Origin of the sequence: Bdellovibrio sp. 22V (assembly GCF_030169785.1) — a bacterium.
GTDB lineage: Bacteria > Bdellovibrionota > Bdellovibrionia > Bdellovibrionales > Bdellovibrionaceae > Bdellovibrio.
On the sequence record NZ_CP125854.1, the window covers coordinates 413,652 to 434,586 of the forward strand.

17 protein-coding genes are annotated in these 20,935 nt (G+C 45.9%); 8 read left to right on the forward strand and 9 right to left on the reverse strand.

The features are described 5' to 3' along the window. Positions 1-138 precede the first annotated feature (138 nt). Positions 139-2,643, reverse strand: a complete 2,505-nt coding sequence (gene lon / locus QJS83_RS02120) for an endopeptidase La (protein ID WP_284607321.1) — start codon at positions 2,641-2,643, stop codon at positions 139-141. 354 nt (positions 2,644-2,997) lie between these two features. Between lon and QJS83_RS02125 the strand changes: the two genes are divergently transcribed. Together QJS83_RS02125 and QJS83_RS02130 are read left to right on the forward strand one after the other, a co-directional pair. Further along, positions 2,998-4,527, forward strand: coding sequence for a sensor histidine kinase (locus QJS83_RS02125; RefSeq protein WP_284607323.1), 1,530 nt, complete (start codon positions 2,998-3,000; stop codon positions 4,525-4,527). Then, a complete protein-coding gene (locus tag QJS83_RS02130) occupies positions 4,528-4,917 on the forward strand; it encodes a response regulator (protein ID WP_284607324.1) in 390 nt (129 codons plus the stop codon). It abuts the gene before it with no gap. A 97-nt stretch (positions 4,918-5,014) separates the two neighbouring features. Here the strand turns inward: QJS83_RS02130 and clpX are convergent, their stop codons facing one another. Together clpX and QJS83_RS02140 are read right to left on the reverse strand one after the other, a co-directional pair. Next, positions 5,015-6,307, reverse strand: coding sequence for an ATP-dependent Clp protease ATP-binding subunit ClpX (gene clpX / locus QJS83_RS02135; RefSeq protein ID WP_284607325.1), 1,293 nt, complete (start codon positions 6,305-6,307; stop codon positions 5,015-5,017). 7 nt (positions 6,308-6,314) lie between these two features. Then, positions 6,315-6,920 (reverse strand): ATP-dependent Clp protease proteolytic subunit, encoded by a 606-nt coding sequence (locus tag QJS83_RS02140; protein ID WP_284607326.1) that lies wholly within the window; start codon positions 6,918-6,920, stop codon positions 6,315-6,317. A gap of 152 nt (positions 6,921-7,072) precedes the next feature. On the opposite strand from QJS83_RS02140, the gene QJS83_RS02145 reads away from it, so the two are divergent. Further along, positions 7,073-8,572: a leucyl aminopeptidase gene (locus QJS83_RS02145; RefSeq protein WP_284607327.1), complete on the forward strand. Its 1,500-nt coding sequence runs from the start codon at positions 7,073-7,075 to the stop codon at positions 8,570-8,572. Between the two features lie 106 nt (positions 8,573-8,678). Here QJS83_RS02145 and QJS83_RS02150 read toward each other — a convergent pair whose 3' ends face one another. Continuing rightward, the gene (locus QJS83_RS02150; RefSeq protein ID WP_284607328.1) at positions 8,679-9,311 is read right to left on the reverse strand and encodes a hypothetical protein; all 633 of its coding nucleotides are present in this window, start codon (positions 9,309-9,311) and stop codon (positions 8,679-8,681) included. Positions 9,312-9,557: 246 nt separating this feature from the next. On the opposite strand from QJS83_RS02150, the gene QJS83_RS02155 reads away from it, so the two are divergent. After that, positions 9,558-10,307 carry a TIGR02147 family protein gene (locus tag QJS83_RS02155; RefSeq protein WP_284607329.1) on the forward strand — a complete coding sequence of 250 codons (750 nt, stop codon included), beginning with the start codon at positions 9,558-9,560 and terminating at the stop codon, positions 10,305-10,307. Further along, positions 10,304-11,557 (forward strand): hypothetical protein, encoded by a 1,254-nt coding sequence (locus tag QJS83_RS02160; protein WP_284607330.1) that lies wholly within the window; start codon positions 10,304-10,306, stop codon positions 11,555-11,557. Before QJS83_RS02155 ends, QJS83_RS02160 begins: the two co-directional genes overlap by 4 nt. A 3-nt stretch (positions 11,558-11,560) precedes the next feature. Here the strand turns inward: QJS83_RS02160 and QJS83_RS02165 are convergent, their stop codons facing one another. From QJS83_RS02165 to QJS83_RS02185, 5 genes are all read right to left on the reverse strand, one after another. Next, positions 11,561-11,818, reverse strand: a complete 258-nt coding sequence (locus QJS83_RS02165) for a KH domain-containing protein (RefSeq protein ID WP_284607332.1) — start codon at positions 11,816-11,818, stop codon at positions 11,561-11,563. A gap of 86 nt (positions 11,819-11,904) precedes the next feature. Next, complete coding sequence (gene gshA / locus QJS83_RS02170) at positions 11,905-13,164, reverse strand: glutamate--cysteine ligase (RefSeq protein WP_284607333.1); 1,260 nt, start codon at positions 13,162-13,164, stop codon at positions 11,905-11,907. An 18-nt stretch (positions 13,165-13,182) separates the two neighbouring features. Continuing rightward, positions 13,183-14,286 carry a tetratricopeptide repeat protein gene (locus QJS83_RS02175; protein WP_284607335.1) on the reverse strand — a complete coding sequence of 368 codons (1,104 nt, stop codon included), beginning with the start codon at positions 14,284-14,286 and terminating at the stop codon, positions 13,183-13,185. Continuing rightward, a complete protein-coding gene (locus tag QJS83_RS02180) occupies positions 14,283-15,362 on the reverse strand; it encodes an ArsA family ATPase (protein ID WP_284607337.1) in 1,080 nt (359 codons plus the stop codon). The genes QJS83_RS02175 and QJS83_RS02180 overlap by 4 nt, the downstream gene beginning before the upstream one ends. Continuing rightward, on the reverse strand, positions 15,359-16,228 hold the full coding sequence (locus QJS83_RS02185; RefSeq protein WP_284607340.1) for an ArsA family ATPase: 870 nt from the start codon (positions 16,226-16,228) through the stop codon (positions 15,359-15,361). Before QJS83_RS02185 ends, QJS83_RS02180 begins: the two co-directional genes overlap by 4 nt. A gap of 127 nt (positions 16,229-16,355) precedes the next feature. Here QJS83_RS02185 and tig point away from each other — a divergent pair, with 127 nt between their 5' ends. The 3 genes from tig to QJS83_RS02200 all read left to right on the forward strand — a co-directional run bounded on the left by tig (position 16,356) and on the right by QJS83_RS02200 (position 20,933). Beyond that, positions 16,356-17,669 (forward strand): trigger factor, encoded by a 1,314-nt coding sequence (gene tig, locus QJS83_RS02190; protein WP_284607341.1) that lies wholly within the window; start codon positions 16,356-16,358, stop codon positions 17,667-17,669. Between the two features lie 54 nt (positions 17,670-17,723). Next, positions 17,724-18,623 carry a DUF72 domain-containing protein gene (locus tag QJS83_RS02195; protein WP_284607342.1) on the forward strand — a complete coding sequence of 300 codons (900 nt, stop codon included), beginning with the start codon at positions 17,724-17,726 and terminating at the stop codon, positions 18,621-18,623. Between the two features lie 117 nt (positions 18,624-18,740). Then, positions 18,741-20,933, forward strand: a complete 2,193-nt coding sequence (locus QJS83_RS02200) for an autotransporter outer membrane beta-barrel domain-containing protein (protein ID WP_284607343.1) — start codon at positions 18,741-18,743, stop codon at positions 20,931-20,933. Positions 20,934-20,935: the final 2 nt, after the last annotated feature.

Consider the following 20,935-nt stretch of genomic DNA (forward strand, 5'->3'; position numbering starts at 1 on the left):
GTCGGTGGGCGGACTTTTGATGCGGCTTTGCCAGAGAAAAGAAGCAGGCACCTTTTTAAAAAAGGAAAGGCCCTCTTGGTTAAAGAGGGCCTTTTTGTTTTTTATGTGCTGTACACAGCAATGGGGGCTGGCACCTGTTTAGTGGTGGTGGATGGCTTGGCCTGTGTATTGGGCTTTGATACCGAATTCGCGTTCTTTTTGAACTTTGAAAAGTTCTTTTGGCGATTTGATATCCAAAGCGTTGATCAATACCTGGTCCACATGGTCCACCAAGATCACCTTAAGATCTTTCATCACTTCCTTAGGGATGTCCTTAAGATCTTTTTCATTCTCTTTAGGACAGATGATGATCTTAATGCCACCGCGGTGAGCGGCAAGGATCTTCTCTTTCAAACCACCGATCGCCATCACACGACCGCGAAGTGAAATCTCACCCGTCATTGCCACAGTTCTCTTCACTGCCACCTTCATGATTGCCGAAACAATCGAAGTCGTCAGAGCGATACCTGCTGAAGGACCGTCTTTAGGGACAGCACCCTCTGGCAAATGGATGTGCACGTCGATGTTAGAGAAGTACTCTTTATCCAGACCGAACAAAGGACCTCTTGAACGTACGTAGCTCATCGCTGCGGAACAAGACTCTTTCATCACGTCGCCAAGTTGACCAGTGACTGTGAACTTACCTTTACCTGGCACCACACTCACTTCGACAGCAAGGAGATCTCCTCCCACTTCTGTCCAAGCCATACCGTTCGTCAAACCGATTTCGTTTTCCGTCTCGATCACGCCGAACTTGTACTTGTGCGGACCCAACAACTCGACAAGTTTCTGAGGAGTCACAATGTAACCCTGAGTCTTGTTGTTTGTTGTTGTCGTAGCCTTCGCTGTCTTAGAACCTTTTTTCGCTGCCGCAGACTTCTTCTCCGTCTTGCCTTCAGCTTTGAAGTTCTCAACAGTTTCACCCATGACGATCTCTTTAGCGACCTTACGGCACACATTGGCCATTTGTCTTTCCAAGTTACGAACGCCGGCTTCTTTCGTGTAGTAACGAATGATGTCGCGGATCGTTTCGTCTTTGATCGTCACTTTATAATCTTTCAATCCATGGTTTTCCAATTGCTTCGGAACCAAGTAGTTCTTCGCAATGTGGAATTTCTCCTGTTCAATGTAACCTTCAAGATTGATGATCTCCATACGATCCAACAATGGACGTGGAATCGTATGCAATGAGTTCGCTGTCGCGATAAACATCACTTTTGAAAGGTCATACTCAAGCTCCAAGTAGTGATCTTGGAAGTTGTTGTTTTGTTCAGGATCCAACACCTCAAGCATCGCTGCTGCTGGGTCACCACGGAAATCGTTGGCCATCTTGTCGATCTCATCGAGAAGAACAAGCGGATTTCCTTTGTCGACTTTACGAAGCGCTTGCAAGATTTTACCCGGCATCGCACCTACGTAAGTTTTTCTGTGACCGCGGATCTCTGCTTCGTCACGCACGCCACCCAAAGAGATACGCGCAAACGGACGGTTCAAAGATTCAGCGATAGATCTTGCAAGAGATGTCTTACCGACCCCTGGAGGACCCGCCAAGCAAAGGATAGGACCCTTCATGTCTTTCGAAATCGAAAGAACGGCAAGGTATTCAAGGATACGGTCTTTAACTTTCTCAAGACCCCAGTGATCGTCATCGAGGATGCGCTGAGCGTTCTTAAGATCGTGCTTCTCTTCATTGTAATCGTACCAAGGAAGTGAAAGAACCCAGTCGATGTAGTTACGAACGACTGTTGCTTCCGCAGACATTGGTGACATCATTTTGAGCTTTTTAATCTCTTTCATCACCTTGTCTTTAGCTTCTTGGGACATTTTCTTAGCTTTAGTTTTTGCTTCTAGATCCTGAAGCTCTGCTTGGTAATCATCTTTTTCACCAAGTTCCTTCTGGATCGCCTGCATTTGCTCATTGAGGTAGTACTCTTTTTGCGAGCGCTCCATCTGTTTCTTCACGCGCGTGCGGATCTTCTTCTCGACCTCGAGAATTTCGATTTCACCCGTCATCAAGTTAAGCAAGTGCTCCAAACGTTTGGAAGCATCAATGATTTCCAAAACAGTTTGCTTGTCTTCAAGTTTCAAATTGAGTTGTGCAACAATAATATCCGCAAGTTCCCCCGGAGCCTCGATCGTAGAAACACGCATCAAGATCTCTGGCGGGATACGTTTATTAAGTTTCACGTAAGTTTCGAACGTCGATTTCACCGAGCGGACCAAAGCTTGCGCTTCAACCACGTTTGTTCCTTCTTCATCCAGCGCCTCACACGCGACCATGAAGAAGTTCTCGTTGTTTACGAAATTCTTAATCTTTACACGACGTTTACCTTCAACCAGAACTTTCACAGTTCCGTCTGGCAAACGAAGAAGTTGGATGATTGTTCCGACCGTACCGATGGAGAAGATATCCTTAGGTTCGGGATTGTTCGTCTTAGCGTCTTTTTGTGCCGCCAACACGATATCTGTTTGTTTGCTCATCGCTTCTTCAAGAGCATTGATACTCTTTTCACGACCTACAAACAAAGGCATCATCATATGTGGAAAAATGATGAGGTCTCTTAGGGGCAAAAGTGGTAGTTGTTGTACTTTTCCCTCGCTCATATCCTCTCCCTCCCTGTGGGTTGCTGAGCCAATCAGCGTCGTACTAGCTCAGACTTGCTCTTAGCTCTGACTACTGAAGGTATTCGCGGGGTTAATAATCCTTTACTAACGAATGCAAATACCTACTTTCAGTCTAACTATGTGAACGATTACTGGGAAGTAAATATATTCGGAAAAAAAAGAGTTCTGGCCCTTCACATTTTCGAGGAGTGCTGCAAAATCGGGCAATATAAATGGACCTAATGTTAACCGAAAAGTATTCTTATTTGTGTCGAGTTTTGAGAATCTTTCCTAATTGTAATCAGGGCACGGTAGATTTTCATGCCATTTTTGTCCAATTTGTTCGATAAGTGCATGGTGACACCTAGAGATTCCAGACGCTGGTTCCGCAGAAATTCTCTTTCCCTGAAGCTCCTTATTGCGACTTGGGCCGTGAGTTCTTTTGCGACGCTCATTTTAACGGCCTTTCAGCTCCTGATGGACTATCAGCGAGATTTCGATAAGTTACAGAATAACTTCGTCATCATTAAGAATTCTTACCTGGATTCCATGGCCGAGCATCTTTGGTCCTATGACACCCGTCTTTTGGAAATTCAACTCGATGGCTTAAGCCGTTTGCAGGGTGTAAGCTACCTACGTCTAGTGGCAGATAACAAAGCTATTTACGAATCGGGAAAATCGGACCCTTCCGAAGAAAGCCACAAACGATTTGATATTTATCACAAGAACACGAACGAAATTCTTGGAACTTTGGATGTCGAGCTTGACGTTAAAAGCCTGCGCACCAAGTACGTCCAAGAAGCCGTGTGGATTTTCATTCGCCAGGGTGCCAAAACTCTGGTGGTGGTGTTCTGTTTGTATTTTATCTTCAATCAAATTCTTGTTGTGCACATACAAGATATCGCCGGCTATTTGAAAACGGTGGGCGTGCGTGACAATACGAATTTAAAATTGCGTCGCAAGGTTCATAAAGGCGAAGACGAACTGGATGTCCTGGTCGATTCCATCAATCTTTTCCGCAGCGAGCTTCTCGAAGCCAATAAAAAACTGGAAAGTCTTAACCAGGCTCTCGAAGAGAAAGTCGCAGACCGCACTCGCCAGCTCACGACGAAAAACGAAAGTCTGGAAAAAGCCATGCTGCAGATCAAACGCATGCAGGCTACTCTGGTGGCGCAAGAACGCCTGGCCTCCCTGGGAAGTTTGACCGCTTCTGTTGCGCACGAGATTCGCAATCCGCTGAACTTCGTCCTCAACTTCAGTGAGCTTCTGACGGATTCCGAAAACCTGGACGAGGTTAAAGAGATCAGCCGCGTGATCTTGAAGCACAGTCAGCGCATTGATCAGATCGTGCGTTCAATGCAGATCCTGTCAGGATACGATAACGACATTCTTGAAGCTGCGGACATCAATGAAATCGTCAAGCGCGCTTATCAAGAGACTATTTCGACCCGGGCCTTGGGTTCAAGCTATGTGCCTCCTAAAGTCACGTATCGTCTGAGTGACTCGGTCAAAGCTCCGATTTACGCGACCTCACTTTTGCGGGCCTTGTCCAACATCATAGACAACGCCATCCACGCGCTGGAAAAGAAAGTGGTCACTAACAAAAATTTCGAACCAGAGCTTATTATTTCCACGGCCGTTCGTGGTGATACCGTGGAAATTTCTATTCGTGATAATGGCGTCGGAATTCCTGCAATTCTTGGGGAAAAAATATTTGATCCATTTTTAACAACAAAAGCCGCTGGAGAAGGGGCTGGTTTGGGTCTCACTGTTGCTTTTAATATTGCTCAGAAACACGGGGGCACATTAAAGTATACCAGTGAATTTGGCCAATGGACGGAGTTCGTCATGGCTCTTCCACTTGTACACGAGAGACCGACATAGATGATTCATATAGTGATCGTAGATGATGAAGCCGACACGCATCTTCTCTACAAACTGAAATTCAAAAAACTTTTCGCCAATCTTGGTGATCTCAATCTCGTGTCTTTCCTGAACGCGCCGGATTGCCTGCAGTATTTGAATCGCGCCGACATTCCAAAAGTAGACTTGATTCTTTCCGACATCAACATGCCGGAAATGGATGGCTTTGAGCTTTTACAAAAGGTGCACGAAAAAAATTCGCAGATTCCATTCTATATGGTCAGCGCTTACGAATCGCCAGAGTTCCGTCTTAAAGCGGAAAACTTAGGCGCCACTCGCTTTCTCAGCAAACCTGTCGATTTCCATCTTCTGGGTGATATGCTGAGAACAGATCTTTCCCTTCAGACGTAGACAAAAGCGACTCGAAATTTCTTTCAAAATCATTCGCAGAAATAAAAAAACCCAAGATGGCTCTTGGGTTTTTCTATTTTCAATTGTTTGGTTTTTACTAAGCGGAAGATTTCTTTTTTGCTTCTTCTTCAGCTTGGATTTCCTCTTCCGTCTTGTAGACAAGCATCGGCTGAGTTCCCTCGTTGATCACGTTTTCGTCGATCACAACTTCCTTCACATTTGTTTTGGAAGGAATATCGTACATCACGTCCAACATCGCTGTTTCAAGAACACCGCGCAGACCGCGGGCGCCTGTTTTACGTTTCAAAGCCATTTGCGCGACCGCACGAAGAGCTTTGTCCGTGAACTTCAACTCAACACCTTCATAGCTGAATAGCTTTTGGTATTGCTTTACGATCGCATTCTTCGGACGAACCAGGATATCCAGCAAAGCCTCCTCATCAAGAGGAGCCAACACTGCAATCGCCGGCAAACGACCGATGAACTCTGGGATCAAACCGAACTTAGACAAGTCATCAGGCTCTACCTTCGCAAGAAGATTCGATGCCTTTTCCACTTCCTCAGAAGTGCGGATGTCGGCAGCGATACCCATTGTCTTGTTTGAAGTTCTGTTATCGATGATCTTATCAAGACCTACGAAAGCACCACCCACGATGAACAAAATATTTGTCGTGTCCACTTGGATGAACTCTTGTTGAGGATGTTTACGACCGCCCTTAGGAGGCAAGTTCGCCACAGTTCCCTCGAGGATTTTCAAAAGCGCTTGCTGAACACCCTCACCGCTCACGTCACGCGTGATGGATGGGTTTTCAGATTTACGGGAAATCTTATCGATCTCGTCCACGTAGATAACGCCACGTTGAGCTTTTTCGACGTCGTAGTCCGCAGCTTGAAGAAGATTCAAAACTACGTTTTCAACGTCTTCGCCCACGTAACCGGCTTCTGTCAATGTCGTTGCATCCGCCATCGCGAATGGAACGTTCAGTACTTTAGCGATTGTTTGCGCAAGAAGAGTTTTACCGGAACCTGTTGGACCGATAAGCAAGATGTTGGATTTTTGCATCTCAACGTCTGCCGTCTTCTTACCGTTGGAAAGAGCATTCACACGCTTGTAGTGATTGTGAACCGCAACTGCCAACGTTTTCTTCGCTTGCAACTGCCCGATCACATAATCATCAAGATAAGTTTTAATGTCGGAAGGTTTTGGAACTTTGAACGTTCCCTTCACCGCCGTCTCGCGCTCTTTTTCCTCGTCGATGATATCGTTACAAAGATCGATACACTCATCACAAATATAAACGCCAGGTCCCGCAATCAGCTTTTTAACTTCTTTTTGGCCTTTACCGCAGAAGCTGCATCTCAATGCGCCATTAGTATCTTTCGTGGTCATCTGAATCTTATCCTTTTTTAGCTTTACGAGATTCTACAACGTGGTCAATCAAGCCAAACTCTTTTGCTTGGTAAGGGTCCATAAAATAATCCCTTTCCATATGCTCTCTCAAGATATCATAGCTTTTGCCCGTGTGCGTTTCATAAATGCGAGTGAGCTTCTCTTTAGTCTTGATCAACTCTTTCGCATGAATTTCGATATCAGTGACTTGACCCGACAATCCGCCTCCAGACAGAAGAGGCTGGTGGATCATGATACGTGTGTTCGGAAGGCTGTAACGCATTCCTTTTGTTCCAGCAGTCAACAGGAGCGAACCCATACTAGCCGCCATACCCATACAGTATGTCGCCACATCGCATTTTACGAATTGCATAATATCGTAGATAGCTAGACCCGCAGAAACACTTCCACCAGGAGAGTTGATGTACAAGTGGATCGGCTTCTCTGGATTATCCACTTCGAGGAAAAGGAATTGGGCAATAATTGCATTGGCAATTTCGTCCGTCACTTGGGTCCCGAGGATCACGATACGGTCTTTTAATAAGCGGGAGTAAATATCGTAAGATCTTTCGCCCTTGGATGTCTGCTCTATGACGTATGGAATGAGTGCCACTCTGCTGTCTCCTGTGGTTGTGATTGAGGTGTCATACTGTGCTACCTATCGGAATACTTACGCAGGACTTTATCAAAAAGCCTTTGACCCCTAAATCTGCTGTGCTACATCTAGTAACGCTGAAGAAAACCAAATCATTTTAAGGGGTTCATATGGCTTTCAACTTGTTAAATAAAGACATCGACACATTGACCAGCCCGGCTTTGGTCGTGTTTTCTAAATCCTCCGCACAGAAAGATAAGCTCGCAAAAGTGACTCATTCTGAGCTCAACAAAAGACTTGCAGAGTCTCTGGAAGAAAAATCAATCACAGGTAAGCACCAAGAGGCTGTGACTTTCCGTGAATTGAACCACAAAGGTTTCCGCCATGTGATCGTGGTTGGTCTTGGCAAAGAAAACGACATCACTCATGAATCTGTTCGCCAATCTGTGGCTGCGGCTTTCGAAGCGATTAAAGCTTTGGGCGTTAAAGAAGCTGCTTTGCACTTCGACGGCATCGTGACTGGCAAGAAAGACGCTGCTGATTTCGCAAAAGCAACGGCAGAAGGCTTGATCCTGACTTCATACGTTTTCAACGAATTGATGTCTGCGAAAAAAGAAGAAAAAGAAATCGACGTTCACGTAGTGACGAAGCTTGCAGCTGATAAAGGCGTGAAAGCCGCTTTCGCTGAAGGCGTGATCCTGGGTTCTTGTGTAAACTTCTCTCGTCGTTTGGGTGATATGCCTGGCAACTTGATGACTCCTGCGATTCTTGCAGACCACGCTGTGGATGCTGCAAAAGGCACAGGTCTTAAAGTCACTGTTTGGGACAAAGCTCGTATTAAAAAAGAAAAAATGGGCGGCCTTCTTGGCGTGTCTAACGGCTCTGCACAAGAGCCGCGCTTCATCATCATGGAATACAAAGGCGCTGCGGCTTCGAAAAAGCCGGTCTGCTTTGTAGGTAAAGGTCTTACTTTCGACTGCGGTGGTATCTCTATTAAGCCATCTGCTGGTATGGAAGAAATGAAATTCGACATGTGCGGTGGCGCGAACGTTATCGGAACTCTTCTTGCGATCGCAAAATTGAAGCTTAAAATCAACGCTGTTGGCCTTGTTGCTTCCACAGAAAACCTTGTAGGTCCTGCGGCGACAAAACCAGGCGACGTTCACACAGCTCGCAACGGTAAAACATTCGAAGTGAACAACACAGATGCTGAAGGTCGCTTGATCTTGGCGGACGCTCTTTCTTACGCGACGGAACTTGAGCCACAAGTGATCATCGACGCTGCGACTTTGACGGGCGCGATGGTTGTTGCTCTTGGCAACACGCACACAGGTTACTTCACTCGTAACAACACTTTGAAAAACAAGGTGGAAAAAGCGGCTGTTGAATCTGGTGAGTGGGTATGGAACATGCCACTTGTTGATTTCCACGTAAAAGACATGAAAGGCACGTTCGCGGATCTTTCTAACATCTCTTCTGGTAAAGGTGCTGGCTCTGCAACAGCAGCGGCATTCCTTGAGCAGTTCGTGGGTGAAGGCATCCCTTGGGCGCACTTCGATATTGCGGGCACTGGCTGGGCTGTAGGCAACCGTTTGCCTTACTGCACGAAGAAAGGTGCTTCAGGCGTTATGATCCGCACTTTCGTTGAAATTGCGAAACTTCACGCTTAATAAAAAAGGAAGAGCTTTAGGAAAAAGGTACCTGGTACCTTTTTCAACAAAAAAACCCCTCTGCTCGGAGGGGTTTTCTCTTTTAAGAATCACGGCTTTGCTTAAACTACCAGGTGAAGACCATCGGGTGACCGAGGATTTGGGCGACTTCGTCGCTTTCAACAACGAGTGCTTCTGATTCTTTTTCATTCATTAGTTTCACGGATTTCAGCAACCACGTTTTTGGCCACTCTTCAGGAAGATTTGCGAAACGGATTGTGATTGCTGAGCCTTCGTTAAACTGAAACTCGCCATCGCCAGGGCGCTCGCCCATGATTTTTGCTACCGGAATAAAAAGCGGATTGATCTTTGCCATGTCATTCGAGAATTCACAGCGTCCTTCCACTTCCATCAAAGGTTTTTCACCCGCAACGGAAACGCCTTCTGCTTCGAAGCTAAAGAAAACTTTTCCGAACTCCTGGCATGCAAGCTTCTTTTCTCCGCGAGGATCAACGAAAACAAAGTGACCCAAGCTGAAAGCCGCGCCCTTCGCGTTCTTTTTCATTTCCAAACCACCAAGCAGTCTTTGTTTCACAGCTTCGTGAAGTTTATCCCCTGTAAGGTGAGAGAAATCGAAACTGTTTTTGATAGCTGCAGGATCGCGCGCGATTTGCGAAAAATCTGTTGTAAAATAGATCGCGGTATAACCAGATACAAAGCCCAGTGTGAACAAGGCGAAAACGCCAAAGAATTTTCTCATGAGTGTTGATCCCTCTTTCATGCAGGATAACATGCGCGCAGAAGAGGTCCTCATTTTTTGTTTGGCACTGGCCATTCGTCCACTTTTTGTGAACGAATTTAGGTGCCTTAGCGAGGTGTATTTTTTTCTTTTTTCCTTAAAGTCCCCACATAATTACCGGTAATTTCCAATATAACCGACCTGGAATTACCGAGGAAAACTAAGCCTTTGACACATTTCCCAGGTTCGCAATAAAACGCGAGCCCTATGAACAAGACATCAGAATTCCTACTCAATGAGTTTCAAAGACGTCGCTCTCAGAACCCGACTCTTACGAACGCACAGTTCGCCAAGATTCTGGGCATTCCTTCTAGTCGTCTCAGCGACTACATCAATGGTCGCCGAATCATGACAACGACGATCGGTCGTCAGATCGTAAAAGGGTTAGGCATGACCGAGAACGATTTTGATCATCTTAAGAATCTGATCGAGTTTGATCGCAAGAAAATCAAAACTCTTATGCCGGAAAGCCAGCTGAAAGAAGACGAGTTCGCAATCATCTGCGACTGGTATCACTTCGCGATCTTGGCTTTGGTGCCGATTAAAACTTTCCAGCCAAATCCGCAGTGGATTGCGGAACGCCTCAATATTCCTCTTGAGGTGGCACATGCCGCGATCGACAGATTGGTGCGTCTGGGACTTTTGGTTTTGGAAGACGGCAAGTTCATCGTCACTCAAAAGCAACTTGAAACGACACACAATATTCCTTCTGAATCTTTGCGCCGCTCACACAAACAATCTTTAGTACAAGTTCTAGACAATATGGACCGCGTGCCTTTGGATTTGCGTGATGTGACTTCCATCACATTCCCCATGAACCGCAAAAAAATTCCTGAAGCAAAACGTCTTATCCGAAACTTCCGCAGAAAAATGGCAACCCTGATGACTCAGGGACCAAAGACAGACGTTTATAATCTTAACGTTCAACTTTTCCCTGTGACGAAGGTTTCAAAATGAAAACTTTAAAAGGCAGTCTCTTTCTTTTCATCGCGATCTTCACGTCATCTAGTTTTGCCAACAACTGGTATGACCGCGGCAATGCCGGCTTCGCCCTTTTCTGCGACAGCAAGGCGCCGGAGCTTCTAGATGTTCACGAAATTTCGGCTCGTCATTTCCGTACGGCTGATTTCCCGAAAGTGCACGGCACCCTGGAAAAAGTGATCGAATTGATCTCGCGTCTTGATGAGATTGATCCCGCTCGTTCCGCCTTATACAAGGAGTGGGCTCGTGAATTCTTCTTCTCCGTTCAGTTTGCATCTTCAATGGAGTTCGCGCCGACCCCTGACTTGGGACTTGTGAAAGTTCCATTTGGTTGCTCCTTGCAACAGGTGGCTTTCCAAAGAACTCCCTCCATTTTGAACAGCGTTCGCTACATCATCAACTTGAATCACTGGACACAGCTCGATGAAAACAATCAAGCAGCGCTTGTGCTTCATGAAATCATTTATCGCGAGTTCGTAACGACGAACACGGCAGAGACCAGCTCCGAGCGTATTCGTTATTTCAACTCCATGCTGATTGCTAATGCCTTCAAGGGCATGACTCTGCCCCAGTACCTTGAGATCTTGCGCGAACTGCATTTCTCGCACTATCGTTACGCAAGCTTGGAACTTTTGATTGGATATATCGACGATCGAGGCGAATGGAATTCCACATATATGAACTTCGCTGACGACGGATCTATTGAGACAGCGACTCTGTCACGTTTGCAGAAAATTGACAGACACTATTTACAATATTCTTGTGGAGTAAAAAAAGATGGCGAGTTGGCGATCGTTAAACTTTCTCCAAATGGCTTACTCAGATCTTTGCAAGTCGTACCGTCTTTCAACTCAAATGATGGCTGCCCCCTGCCACACGCCGAATACATTCAAGGGGATGATAGTTTTAAAATTTACGGCGACACGATGATTTTCAACGAAGAAGGTGTACCGACAGAGATTTCTTCGTCACGCAAACTCGGATATTTCGAATCCTTCTCTTACAAAGGAAACGTATTTAATTTCCGTATGTCGCAAGGACCGGCGACAAGCTATTATCGTTTTGATGATGGATTTAATTTGGTTGAGCTTGGTCTGGGCGGAGCTCCCTGCCTGAATCCAAGAACACACCACGTAGATTTCCTGCCTGCGAATTCCTATAACGAAGCTAACGTCTATTTGAAAGCGGACGGCAGCTTTGAAACGCAGCCGCCACTCTGTTACTAAAACCTAGGCGACGACGTCAATAATGGCTCTGAAGCCGTTATTGGCGCACATGGCTCCGAGAATTTGTCTTAACGAAACAATGTTTCTGCCTCCGGAGCCAATCAATTTTCCCCGAAATGATTCTTCTTCCAATGTGATTTTATAAATGGTCGTTTTTTCGCCTTGTACGAAAGAGACGCGAACGATATCGGGACCACCCGTCATTTCGCCGACGACAATTCTTAAAGTATTCGCGATACGAAGTCTTGGATCTTGCTCCATCTTTTACATTCCCCTGTAAAAGTATGAAGCCATCCACGAGTCCACTCGCTCAACAGAATTTATTTTATTACCGACCGCACTCGGTCTTAGCTAGACTTGCCACATCCCACAGGTTGGTAGTCTTTAAAACTCGCACCTAATTCCTTAGCCTCATGAGCAATGGCAAGAAGACCTAGTTTCGCCGTCCAACCGTAAACGTTTTCCTGCGGGCAGCCTGGTGTATTGATCGCTAGGTCGGAAACGCAAAGACGTTTGTAAACGGCGCCGGGACTGTTAAGACTGTCTGTAGAACTTTTTTCTGCATGCGTTCTTAAGAATCCGCCCGCCAATTCACAACCGATCATATAGATAACAGGTTCAGCGCTCGCTCCGTCCGCTTGCACGATCGAAGGAATGCCTTCTTGAATGATCACTTCTTCCACGTCGCGTCCGCCTTTGGCTGCTTTCATTTTCTTACGTGATTTATAAGACCACTCTTTAACTTCAGCTCCGGAACCGACACGAATCACCGCCAGGCCGTAAGTGCCCGCATTGTTTTTTACGAAAACAAAAGGTTCTTGGTTGATGCCGCGTTTTTTATATTCTTCGCGAAGTCGGTTGAGCATCGCATCCACTTTTTCGGCCAGAGCATTGCGACTGTTTTCATCACCAATATCGAAGTGCTCGAACAGTTCTGTTTCAACACGCAACAAGAAAGGATCGATTTTTGTGATCTCTGCGAACTCATTCACAAGTTCGTTGTAGTATTTAAAGTAAGTGCTTTTCTTTCTTTGATACCAGCCAAGTTCACGCGGAGGATTCATCGGAAACTCCGTCATCGTTCCCGCCCACTCTTCGTACGCTTCAGAGAAATCGTTGTTGCTGATAATCAGATCTGGCTTAAAAGTTTTCAGAAGCTCTCCGCTTTTAAGCGCAGAATGCACGACAACTTCATTCCCCGCGGAGCTTGTTAATTTGAGCGGCTCGGGAAGATCGCGTGGAATTGCAACACGGACAACACGATTAGAAGCTTCAATCAAACTGCGGATGGTATGAACGTTTTCCCAATAGTACGCATTGTTCGTATGTTCTTCCGTAACAAGAAGAATGTTTTTAACGTCAGGACCATAGTGCTTAAGAATGTATTTATCCATCAAGCCAATGGACGTCTCTTTATCTGTCGGGCAGATATTGTTGAATCCTGCCGGGAATATATTCGCATCGACGTTAGAGATCTTATAACCCGAATCACGAATGTCATAACTGGAGTAAATAGGATACGAAAGATTTGCCGTCTTTGATGCAAACCATGCGCAAATCTCGTTCATATTGGCGAGTGTTTGTTTGTGAAGTGTCAGTTTCGCCATAAATTCTCCTTAAGGCTCTTACAAATTTGGATCTTCCGAGGGAACTATTTTCGGAGGAAGTGGAAGCGGTTTTGCCGACTCTTTAGCTCGTGGCAAACGTTTTAGACTATTGAGCTGTTGAGACTCCTCCGTCAACCCCATTGTTTCGCCTGATTGATACAAAAGCGTTTCTGTTTTCTTTTTTACTTCGGCGAGGAAACTAAAAAATCCTTGCTCATAAGTATTCATTTTTTGTCCAAGGATCGGTTTATATAATTCCGCTTGATCCACTAACTCAACCAAAGTGGCGCCCAATTGTGACTGTTGCTCTCTTCCGGAAGCGGATTCCACTTGCGTATAAAGATCACGATAAGTTTCTTGCAGTTTCGCCAAAGCACGAGGCGACCATACGGCATCGTTGAGTTTCAGCGCTTTGATCAAATAAATCTGAACCCAGCGTTGGCTTCGCGCGTATTCCTCAAAGTTTTCCACAGACAATTGATTCGTGGAAACACTGCCCATTTGTACGTAAGTTTTAGCCAGCCAGTCTTTTTTCAACTGAGGACCCAGCTCTTCACGCAGTCTCGCGATTCCTTTTTCCGCTTGGTTAAGATAGGCTTCGACCTCTTTTTCACGATTCTGTCTGGCATAGACGACAGCAAGACGTGCGGGAATTTCAGCCTCACGCACCTCGGGTGATAAGTGTTCGCCCAATCTTTTTGCGTCTAAGAGCGAGGCAATAGTTTTTTCGTCGTCGCCTAACGCTTCATAGGCAAAAGACATTCTGTACAAAGCTAATGCCGCGATCGCCGGCTGATACTTAAGACTTTTAAGATAGACTTCACGGTTGAGCTCAACGGATTCTTGATATCGTCCTAAACCTTCAAGAGCTTCTGCTTCTCCCAAACGTGCGGAATGCAAAAAGGTGCTTTGCGCATGACGGGTTTGGAAATCACGAAACAAAATGCGAGCTTCTTCGAAACGGCCTGCCGCGAGAACTTTTTCGGCATTACCGATTTCCGCTTCTTCGGACGCTCTTTGCGCCGCTTGCATTTCCGCGTCTTGCGGAGTTTCCCGGGAGATAAAATGAAAGCTTGAGCAGCCAGAAAGAAAAATCAACGAAGCCGTCACTAAGATTCTCATGCTTTTTTCTCCCCTTCCACAATCAATGCGCCTAACTCTTCCAATCCCGACAAATCAGAGATGTCTTTTACCAAGTCAGGGATGCGAAAGACACGCGCTTCTTTGCGCATCGTTGTTTCGAATCCTTGGTAAAGGCGATCCCTCTGAGTGTAATAGGCCTTCATCTGCGAGTACATTTTTACAAGGTCCTGGTGCGCCTTTTTAGGTTTACTCTCGGATTGGAGGTCCAGCCAATAGGGGAAAACTCGGTTCAAAACGACCGTTGTCAAGTGATAGCCCCCTTTTTTTATTTCTCGAGAGAAGAATTCGGCTTCTTTGAGTTTTGCCTGATCAAAGGAGGTCACCATGCAAAAGTGTGTCGTCGGCGCAACAAGCATGCGATGAACATCCACTGTTCTTTTAAAAAGCTGCTCTTGCCACTGCTCGATATTGAGGAAAAAGTCCGCCAATTCGTGAATAAAATTGGAGCCCGTCAAAGTCTCAAGAATTTTTAAAACTTGGCGTGTTCCCGTCTGAATAATTTGACCGAAGAATCCAGATTTTTTCGAAGCAGGATCGCGGAACCACTTTGCAACACCTTCGTTAAAAAGGGCCGAAAGTTTTTGTGGCGCGTGCAGGAAATCAATCGCGTGTTTTGTCGGCGGAGTATCCAAAATGATCAAATCAAACTCTTTAGACTCATACACCGAATAAAGTTTCTCCAGGGCCGTGAACTCCTGCGAGCCGCTGAGATTCGTTGAAAGCTGTTGATAAAGTCGGTTCTTATAGATCTTTTGCGCGGCTTCACTTTTCTTCGCGGCCCGAGCGACAAAATCATCGAAAGTTTTTTTGTGATCGATGACAGAAGCGTAAAGCTCCCCTTTAAAGTCTTGTCCCGGAACTTTTGTGACATCCTTTGTTCCTTCAATCCCCAGGGTCTGCGCCAAGCGTTTGGCCGGATCAATTGTAAGAACAAGAACTTTCTTTCCCTCTTTAGCCGCAAGAACACCTAATGAAGCCGCTACTGTCGTTTTACCGACTCCACCGCTTCCGACGCAGACTAAGATTTGTGTGTTTTTAAAAATGTTCACACTCATTTAAGAGTCTCCGCAATGTGCTCAACCAAAGGCCACGGCTTCGTTTCGAAGATAAGCGGCACCGCTTGGATATGCGCCGCTTTTTCTTTAGCCACGGTCCACATATGAGTTTGGCGATCCAACTGATGCTCAAGATAATTTGCGAACTTTCCAAGATCACCCTCTTCACTTTGCGCTTCTTGCATCTCTTTTTTTGAAAGAGGCGTTTGCAGCATTTTGTTCACAAGAAGTTTTCCTTGAATGGAAAACTCCGCCTGCAAACGCGCAAGAAGTTCGGAAGCTTCTTTCACCGGAAGTTCTTCCGGCAATGTGACGATGTGATAGTGGCATAAATCGGTATTGCGAATGCACGCGTCGATACTGCGGCTTTGCTCTCCCATGGGGCCGAATTGCACGGCTTGCGCCATCCCTTTGGGGGCTTCAAGCAACGCCATAAAATGGCCGGTCGCAAAGGCATCAATCACAAGACAATCAAATGGCAACGGAGGTCCGTGTTTGCGCGGGCCACTGGTGATTTTTCCCATAATCGCCAACTCAGGAAGCGCCGGCGCCACGTTAACGAACGCCTTCATGACGGCATTTTCGAAAAAGAGTTTCGCTAGGCTTTCGACCTTGATCAGATGACGAGCATATTCCTGAAGACAGGCTTCCCCAGTCCACAGGGCGACAAAAATATTATCGCGAAGTTGGGTCGGTTGAAACCCGACGGCGGGAAGTTCAAAGAAATCCTTGAAAAAGCTTTGATCACCGAGTTCGACAAGGAGGACTTTTTTGCCTTCACGGCTCTTCTTTAAGGCCAGGGACGCGGCGATGACCGACTTTCCCACGCCTCCTTTTCCAGTCACAAAGTGAATCTCTTGCTCCATAGGTCTTTAGAGTGTCGCTGACCTCGGAAATATAGGCATTACGCATAGCATTAGCATTGCCTTAAAGCAGCACCTCTTCTACTATCCACAAGTTTTAACGCGTGCGCGTATCTTAGGAGAAATAGACATGAAATCGAATGTAGAAAAAGTCTCTAATCTGTCCAGAAAACTGAATATTGAAGTTCCTGCGGCAGCTGTTCAAAGTGCTTTCCAAAAAATCTTCAACGGCATCCAAAAAGATGTAACGATCAAAGGGTTCCGTAAAGGTAAAGCTCCTTTGGCAACAATCAAAAGTCTTTACGGTGACCGCGTAAAGCAAGACGTTGTTCAAGATCTTATTCAAAAACACTATGCTTTGGCATTGGACGAACACAAGCTTGAACCTATCAGCTATCCAGAGTTTGAATTTGCTGACCCGTCTGAAAACAAAGACTTCTCTTTCTCTGCAGCTTTTGACGTACGTCCTGAGATCGCATTGAAAAAATACGAAGGCTTGGAAGTAGAAAAAGAAAAGTTTGAATTCGATCCAAAGAAAGTCGACCAAGTTCTTGAAAACATCAGAGCTTCTCGCGCGACTTTCGAAACTGTGACTGACGATCGCGCTGCTAAAATGGGCGACATCGCTGTTATCGACTTCCAAGGTTTCATGGGCGGAGCGCCTCTTGAAAACGGTTCTGGCACGAATCACCACCTTGAGTTGGGCGCAAAACAATTCATCGACGGTTTCGAAGACGGCATCGTGGGCATGAAAAAAGGCGAATCAAAGACAATCTCTTTGAAATTCCCGGATCCATACCACTCTGCAGAGCTTGCGGGTAAACCTGTTGAGTTCAAAGTGACTTTAAACGAAATCAAATCAAAAGTTTTGCCTGAGTTGACTGAAGAGTTCTTGGCGACTTTGGGTGGACCCAAAGATCTTGAATCTTTGAAAAAATCTATCCAAGAAGATCTTGAACAGGGCGACAAGAAACGTATCGAAGACGCTTTCAAAAACCGTCTCTTGAAAGTTCTTGTTAAAGAAAATCCAGTTGAAGTTCCTCCTTCTTTGTTGAAAGAGCAAAAAGCTTCTTTGGTTGAAGACTTCAAAAAACGCATGACTGAACAAGGTATGGGCCCAGAGGATTTCGCTTCTTACGTTGAAAAATGGGATGGCGATTTTGAAAAGACAGCGGCTGAAATGATTCAGTCTTCTTTCTTGGTTGATGCTATCGCGAAGAAACACGATTTGTTCTGCAAAAAAGAAGATCTAGATGCGAAGTTTGCTGAGTACGCTCAACAAACTGGTATCGAAGAACAACGTATTCGTGAGTTCTACGGCCGTCCTGAACAAGCAAGCCGTTTGACTTACATGATCACTGAAGAAAAGGTGATCGCTTTCTTGAACAAGTCTGTGAAAGTTAAAGAAGTTCCAGCTGGTTCTTTGAAAGAAGAAGGCAACTAAGAATTTTTTCTAAGAAATTGAAGCCCGTCCGGCGAAAGTCTGACGGGTTTTTTTATGGAATTTGGAAAGCTTGCCTCTGTCGATAGCGTAGATTGGACTTTACCGCCGGATGATCCCGCGTCAGCGGAGTATTTGCAAAAACTCTCAGGAACGGCTCTTCCATCCACGCGATATCTTCTGGGAACTCCTGCGTGGGGACACAAAGAGTGGATTGGGAAGATCTATCCCGCAAAAACAAAACCTGCAGATTTTTTATTCCACTACTCCCGCAATTACGACACGATCGAACTCAATACCACCCACTATCGCATTCCTTCATCCGAACAAGTGAAAAAGTGGCAAGAGCAAGTCACTCCACACTTTCAATTTTGTCCGAAGGTGTTTCAAGGAATTACGCATTCCGCGCAGGGGCTTTCAGATAAAAAACTTTATCAAGAATGGTTTCAGTTTTTAGCAAATATCCGTGCGAACTTGGGACCTTGTTTTGCGCAATTTCCTCCACATTTTGATTATTCCAAAAAAGCACAGCTCTTTTATTTTCTGCAACAGTGGCCGCAAGAGTTTGAACTTGCTTTGGAGTTTCGTCATCCCTCTTGGTTTGAAGAAGGTCGCATACTTTCAGCGCTTACAAAGTATCTGCAAACACGCAACGTTGGTCTTGTAATCACAGACGTCGCTGGTCGGCGCGATGTCTTACATACTTCCATTAGCGCCCCTTTCACCATGTTGCGAATTATCGGCAATGATTTGCATGCTAGCGATTACACGCGCAGCCGTGAGTGGGCTCAACGTCTTTCGCAATGGAGTCAGCAAGGCTTGCAACGAGTTTACTATTTCGTGCACGAACCTGACGATTTGAAAAGCCCCGAAATGACCCAAGCATTGATTCAATACCTCAATGAAGAGTGTGATGCGCAACTCAATCCCCTTACCTGGTGTGCCGTTTCGGAGTAGAATTGGAACAAAATAAATGCTCTCTAAGTGACCGAAATAACTTGGATTGATTTTAATTTGGAGACCTAAATCCTCAACTACCCTCACGATTATTCCGAATTATTCTACGACTCGAAAATGTCGAGTTTGATTGGCACGTTGGGGGATGACAGTATGAAGGCTCTAAAAATTAGTTCTTTCATTATTTTTTTGCTGTCATCTTTTGCTGAGGCGACTCCGAATTCTCTAACATATCAGGGCCGTATCGTTCGCAGCGACGGAATTCCTCTTGAAAGCTCCGGTGTAAAATTTCTTTTCGATATCACCAGTGATAATGGTGCTTGTGTTATCTATCGTGAAGAATCACAAGCAATCGACATGACCAATTCCAACGGGGTCTTTGATGTTCCTCTTGGTGCCGGAAGTTTTTCCGTACAATTTCCGCTCACAGGCACGTTCACTTTGAAAGATGCCTTCAATAATAAAACTTCGTCTTTTGCCTGTGAGGCGGGAGGCACTTGGACTCCGAATGTGGATTCCATGCGCAAATTGCGTGTACGGTTTTGGGATGGCAGCGGTTGGAGATTAGTTTCCGAAGACATGCAAATTCGCTCTGTGCCGTTTGCACACTATGCGGAAAGCGCCGCCAAAGCGGATGCCATTGGCGCATTGACGGCCGCGGATCTTTTACAGAAGTCTCAGCTCCCGAATTCTTCTGGCACTCCTGTGGCATGCACAGTAGGACAGGTTCTTTCGTTTAACGGAGCGCAATTCGTGTGTGTGACCGATCAAGTAGGAACTTCGGGAGGAGGAATTACTTCTCTCGCGGGAGATACGACTTCAGCACACGTTTTTGCAACCGGTTCCGCAGGCAACAGTCCTGCCTGGAATCACAATGGAACGGGAACTCATACTTTGAATATTCCACTGGCAAGCACGAGTTCTGTGACTGCAGGTTTGATTTCTAATACGGACTATGCGGCTTTTTCGGCAAAACAAAATGCTCTTCCTTCGGGAAATGCAAATCAAGTTTTGCGTTGGGATGGTTCCACGTGGACGGGTGGATCAGTGAGTGCATTTGAATTAAAAAATTCCTTGGGTAATACGCAATTTCCGACAAGTTGTCCCGTGAATACAACCCTCAATTGGAGTGCGATCACCGATGCATTTACCTGCAATACGATTTCGTTGAATGCCAATCAAATTACGGCAGGCACAATTGATTCTGCACGTCTCCCTGCTTCGAGTACCGCATGGCAAATAAACGGCAACGACATCTCTTATAGTGGAGGAAAAGTGGGAATTAACACTCTCACTCCGACGTCGATGTTTGAAGTAAATGGCATCGCTAGGGCTATCCAGTTTGAAGCACACTTCACCTCACCAGGTTTTATTTTAAAAGACACCGACAGCGTCGGAAACGCTGCGAGTGGCGATATTCGCGGTATCAGCTCTGACAACACAATTCGTTGGTCCGTGGGTGACTACTCCGGTGATCTTAGAGTAACAAATAGAAACTTAGGCGGAAGCCTTATTTTAAAAACCGAAAACAAAGACCGCGTGACCGTTCTCGCGAACGGAAGTGTTGGGGTTGGAACTAGCACCCCTGGTTCGCCCTTAGAGGTGCACTCGAGTACAGACGGTGGTGGCCTTTTCTATTTACAAGCTAACGGCGTGACGACACCCACGAATAAAGCGGCCCTCGGTTTCTATGCTTACACTTCAGATTATTCCAACGTCTATTTACAAAATACAGCGATGTTATATCTTGGCAACACGACTCAAAACCTACAAATCGCCTCACCTCACGCCAGCGGAGTGATTCGTTTTAATATCGGTGGATTTTCTTCTGCAACCTCGGAACGGATGCGCATCGACTCGACAGGAAAAGTCGGTATCGGTACGGCTTCTCCAACGGCGACTCTAGATGTGAACGGAAAAATTCGCGGTGTTGCGAGCATTGGTTACGGGAGAATAGATGCGCCCGGCATTTCGACAACTTCCACGACGAGCACATTTATCTCCACACTCAGCGCCTCCGTCGACGTGCAAGATGGTGACGTCGTCAAAGCGGAATTGTCTTGCAGTATGAATAACAGCGGTGGTGTGACGTACATTCGCCCCGAGGTTTTTGCAACTCCAGGAGGAACTTGGCTACTTCCCTCTAATTGGGCTTCTGCGAGTATGACGACATGGACTTCGGGTTCGAGCTTTGGTCTTTATAAAGCCTCTGCCAACGGAACACTGACATTCCGAGGTTACTGGCATGTGGGCTCTGGCACGGGCGGCATTGTCTACTGCAATATTCTCGCACAAGTGATCGGAAAATAATT

Bases quoted from the DNA above. Each gene is read 5' to 3' on its own strand.
- QJS83_RS02145 (WP_284607327.1), top strand. From the start codon at position 7,073: ATGGCTTTCAACTTGTTAAATAAAGACATCGACACATTGACCAGCCCG.
- QJS83_RS02185 (WP_284607340.1), bottom strand. From the start codon at position 16,228: ATGGAGCAAGAGATTCACTTTGTGACTGGAAAAGGAGGCGTGGGAAAG.
- QJS83_RS02195 (WP_284607342.1), top strand. From the start codon at position 17,724: ATGGAATTTGGAAAGCTTGCCTCTGTCGATAGCGTAGATTGGACTTTA.
- QJS83_RS02180 (WP_284607337.1), bottom strand. From the start codon at position 15,362: ATGAGTGTGAACATTTTTAAAAACACACAAATCTTAGTCTGCGTCGGA.
- gshA (WP_284607333.1), bottom strand. From the start codon at position 13,164: ATGGCGAAACTGACACTTCACAAACAAACACTCGCCAATATGAACGAG.
- clpX (WP_284607325.1), bottom strand. From the start codon at position 6,307: ATGACCACGAAAGATACTAATGGCGCATTGAGATGCAGCTTCTGCGGT.
- lon (WP_284607321.1), bottom strand. From the start codon at position 2,643: ATGAGCGAGGGAAAAGTACAACAACTACCACTTTTGCCCCTAAGAGAC.
- tig (WP_284607341.1), top strand. From the start codon at position 16,356: ATGAAATCGAATGTAGAAAAAGTCTCTAATCTGTCCAGAAAACTGAAT.
- QJS83_RS02125 (WP_284607323.1), top strand. From the start codon at position 2,998: ATGGTGACACCTAGAGATTCCAGACGCTGGTTCCGCAGAAATTCTCTT.
- QJS83_RS02155 (WP_284607329.1), top strand. From the start codon at position 9,558: ATGAACAAGACATCAGAATTCCTACTCAATGAGTTTCAAAGACGTCGC.
- QJS83_RS02175 (WP_284607335.1), bottom strand. From the start codon at position 14,286: ATGAGAATCTTAGTGACGGCTTCGTTGATTTTTCTTTCTGGCTGCTCA.
- QJS83_RS02160 (WP_284607330.1), top strand. From the start codon at position 10,304: ATGAAAACTTTAAAAGGCAGTCTCTTTCTTTTCATCGCGATCTTCACG.
- QJS83_RS02200 (WP_284607343.1), top strand. From the start codon at position 18,741: ATGTCGAGTTTGATTGGCACGTTGGGGGATGACAGTATGAAGGCTCTA.
- QJS83_RS02150 (WP_284607328.1), bottom strand. From the start codon at position 9,311: ATGAGAAAATTCTTTGGCGTTTTCGCCTTGTTCACACTGGGCTTTGTA.
- QJS83_RS02130 (WP_284607324.1), top strand. From the start codon at position 4,528: ATGATTCATATAGTGATCGTAGATGATGAAGCCGACACGCATCTTCTC.
- QJS83_RS02165 (WP_284607332.1), bottom strand. From the start codon at position 11,818: ATGGAGCAAGATCCAAGACTTCGTATCGCGAATACTTTAAGAATTGTC.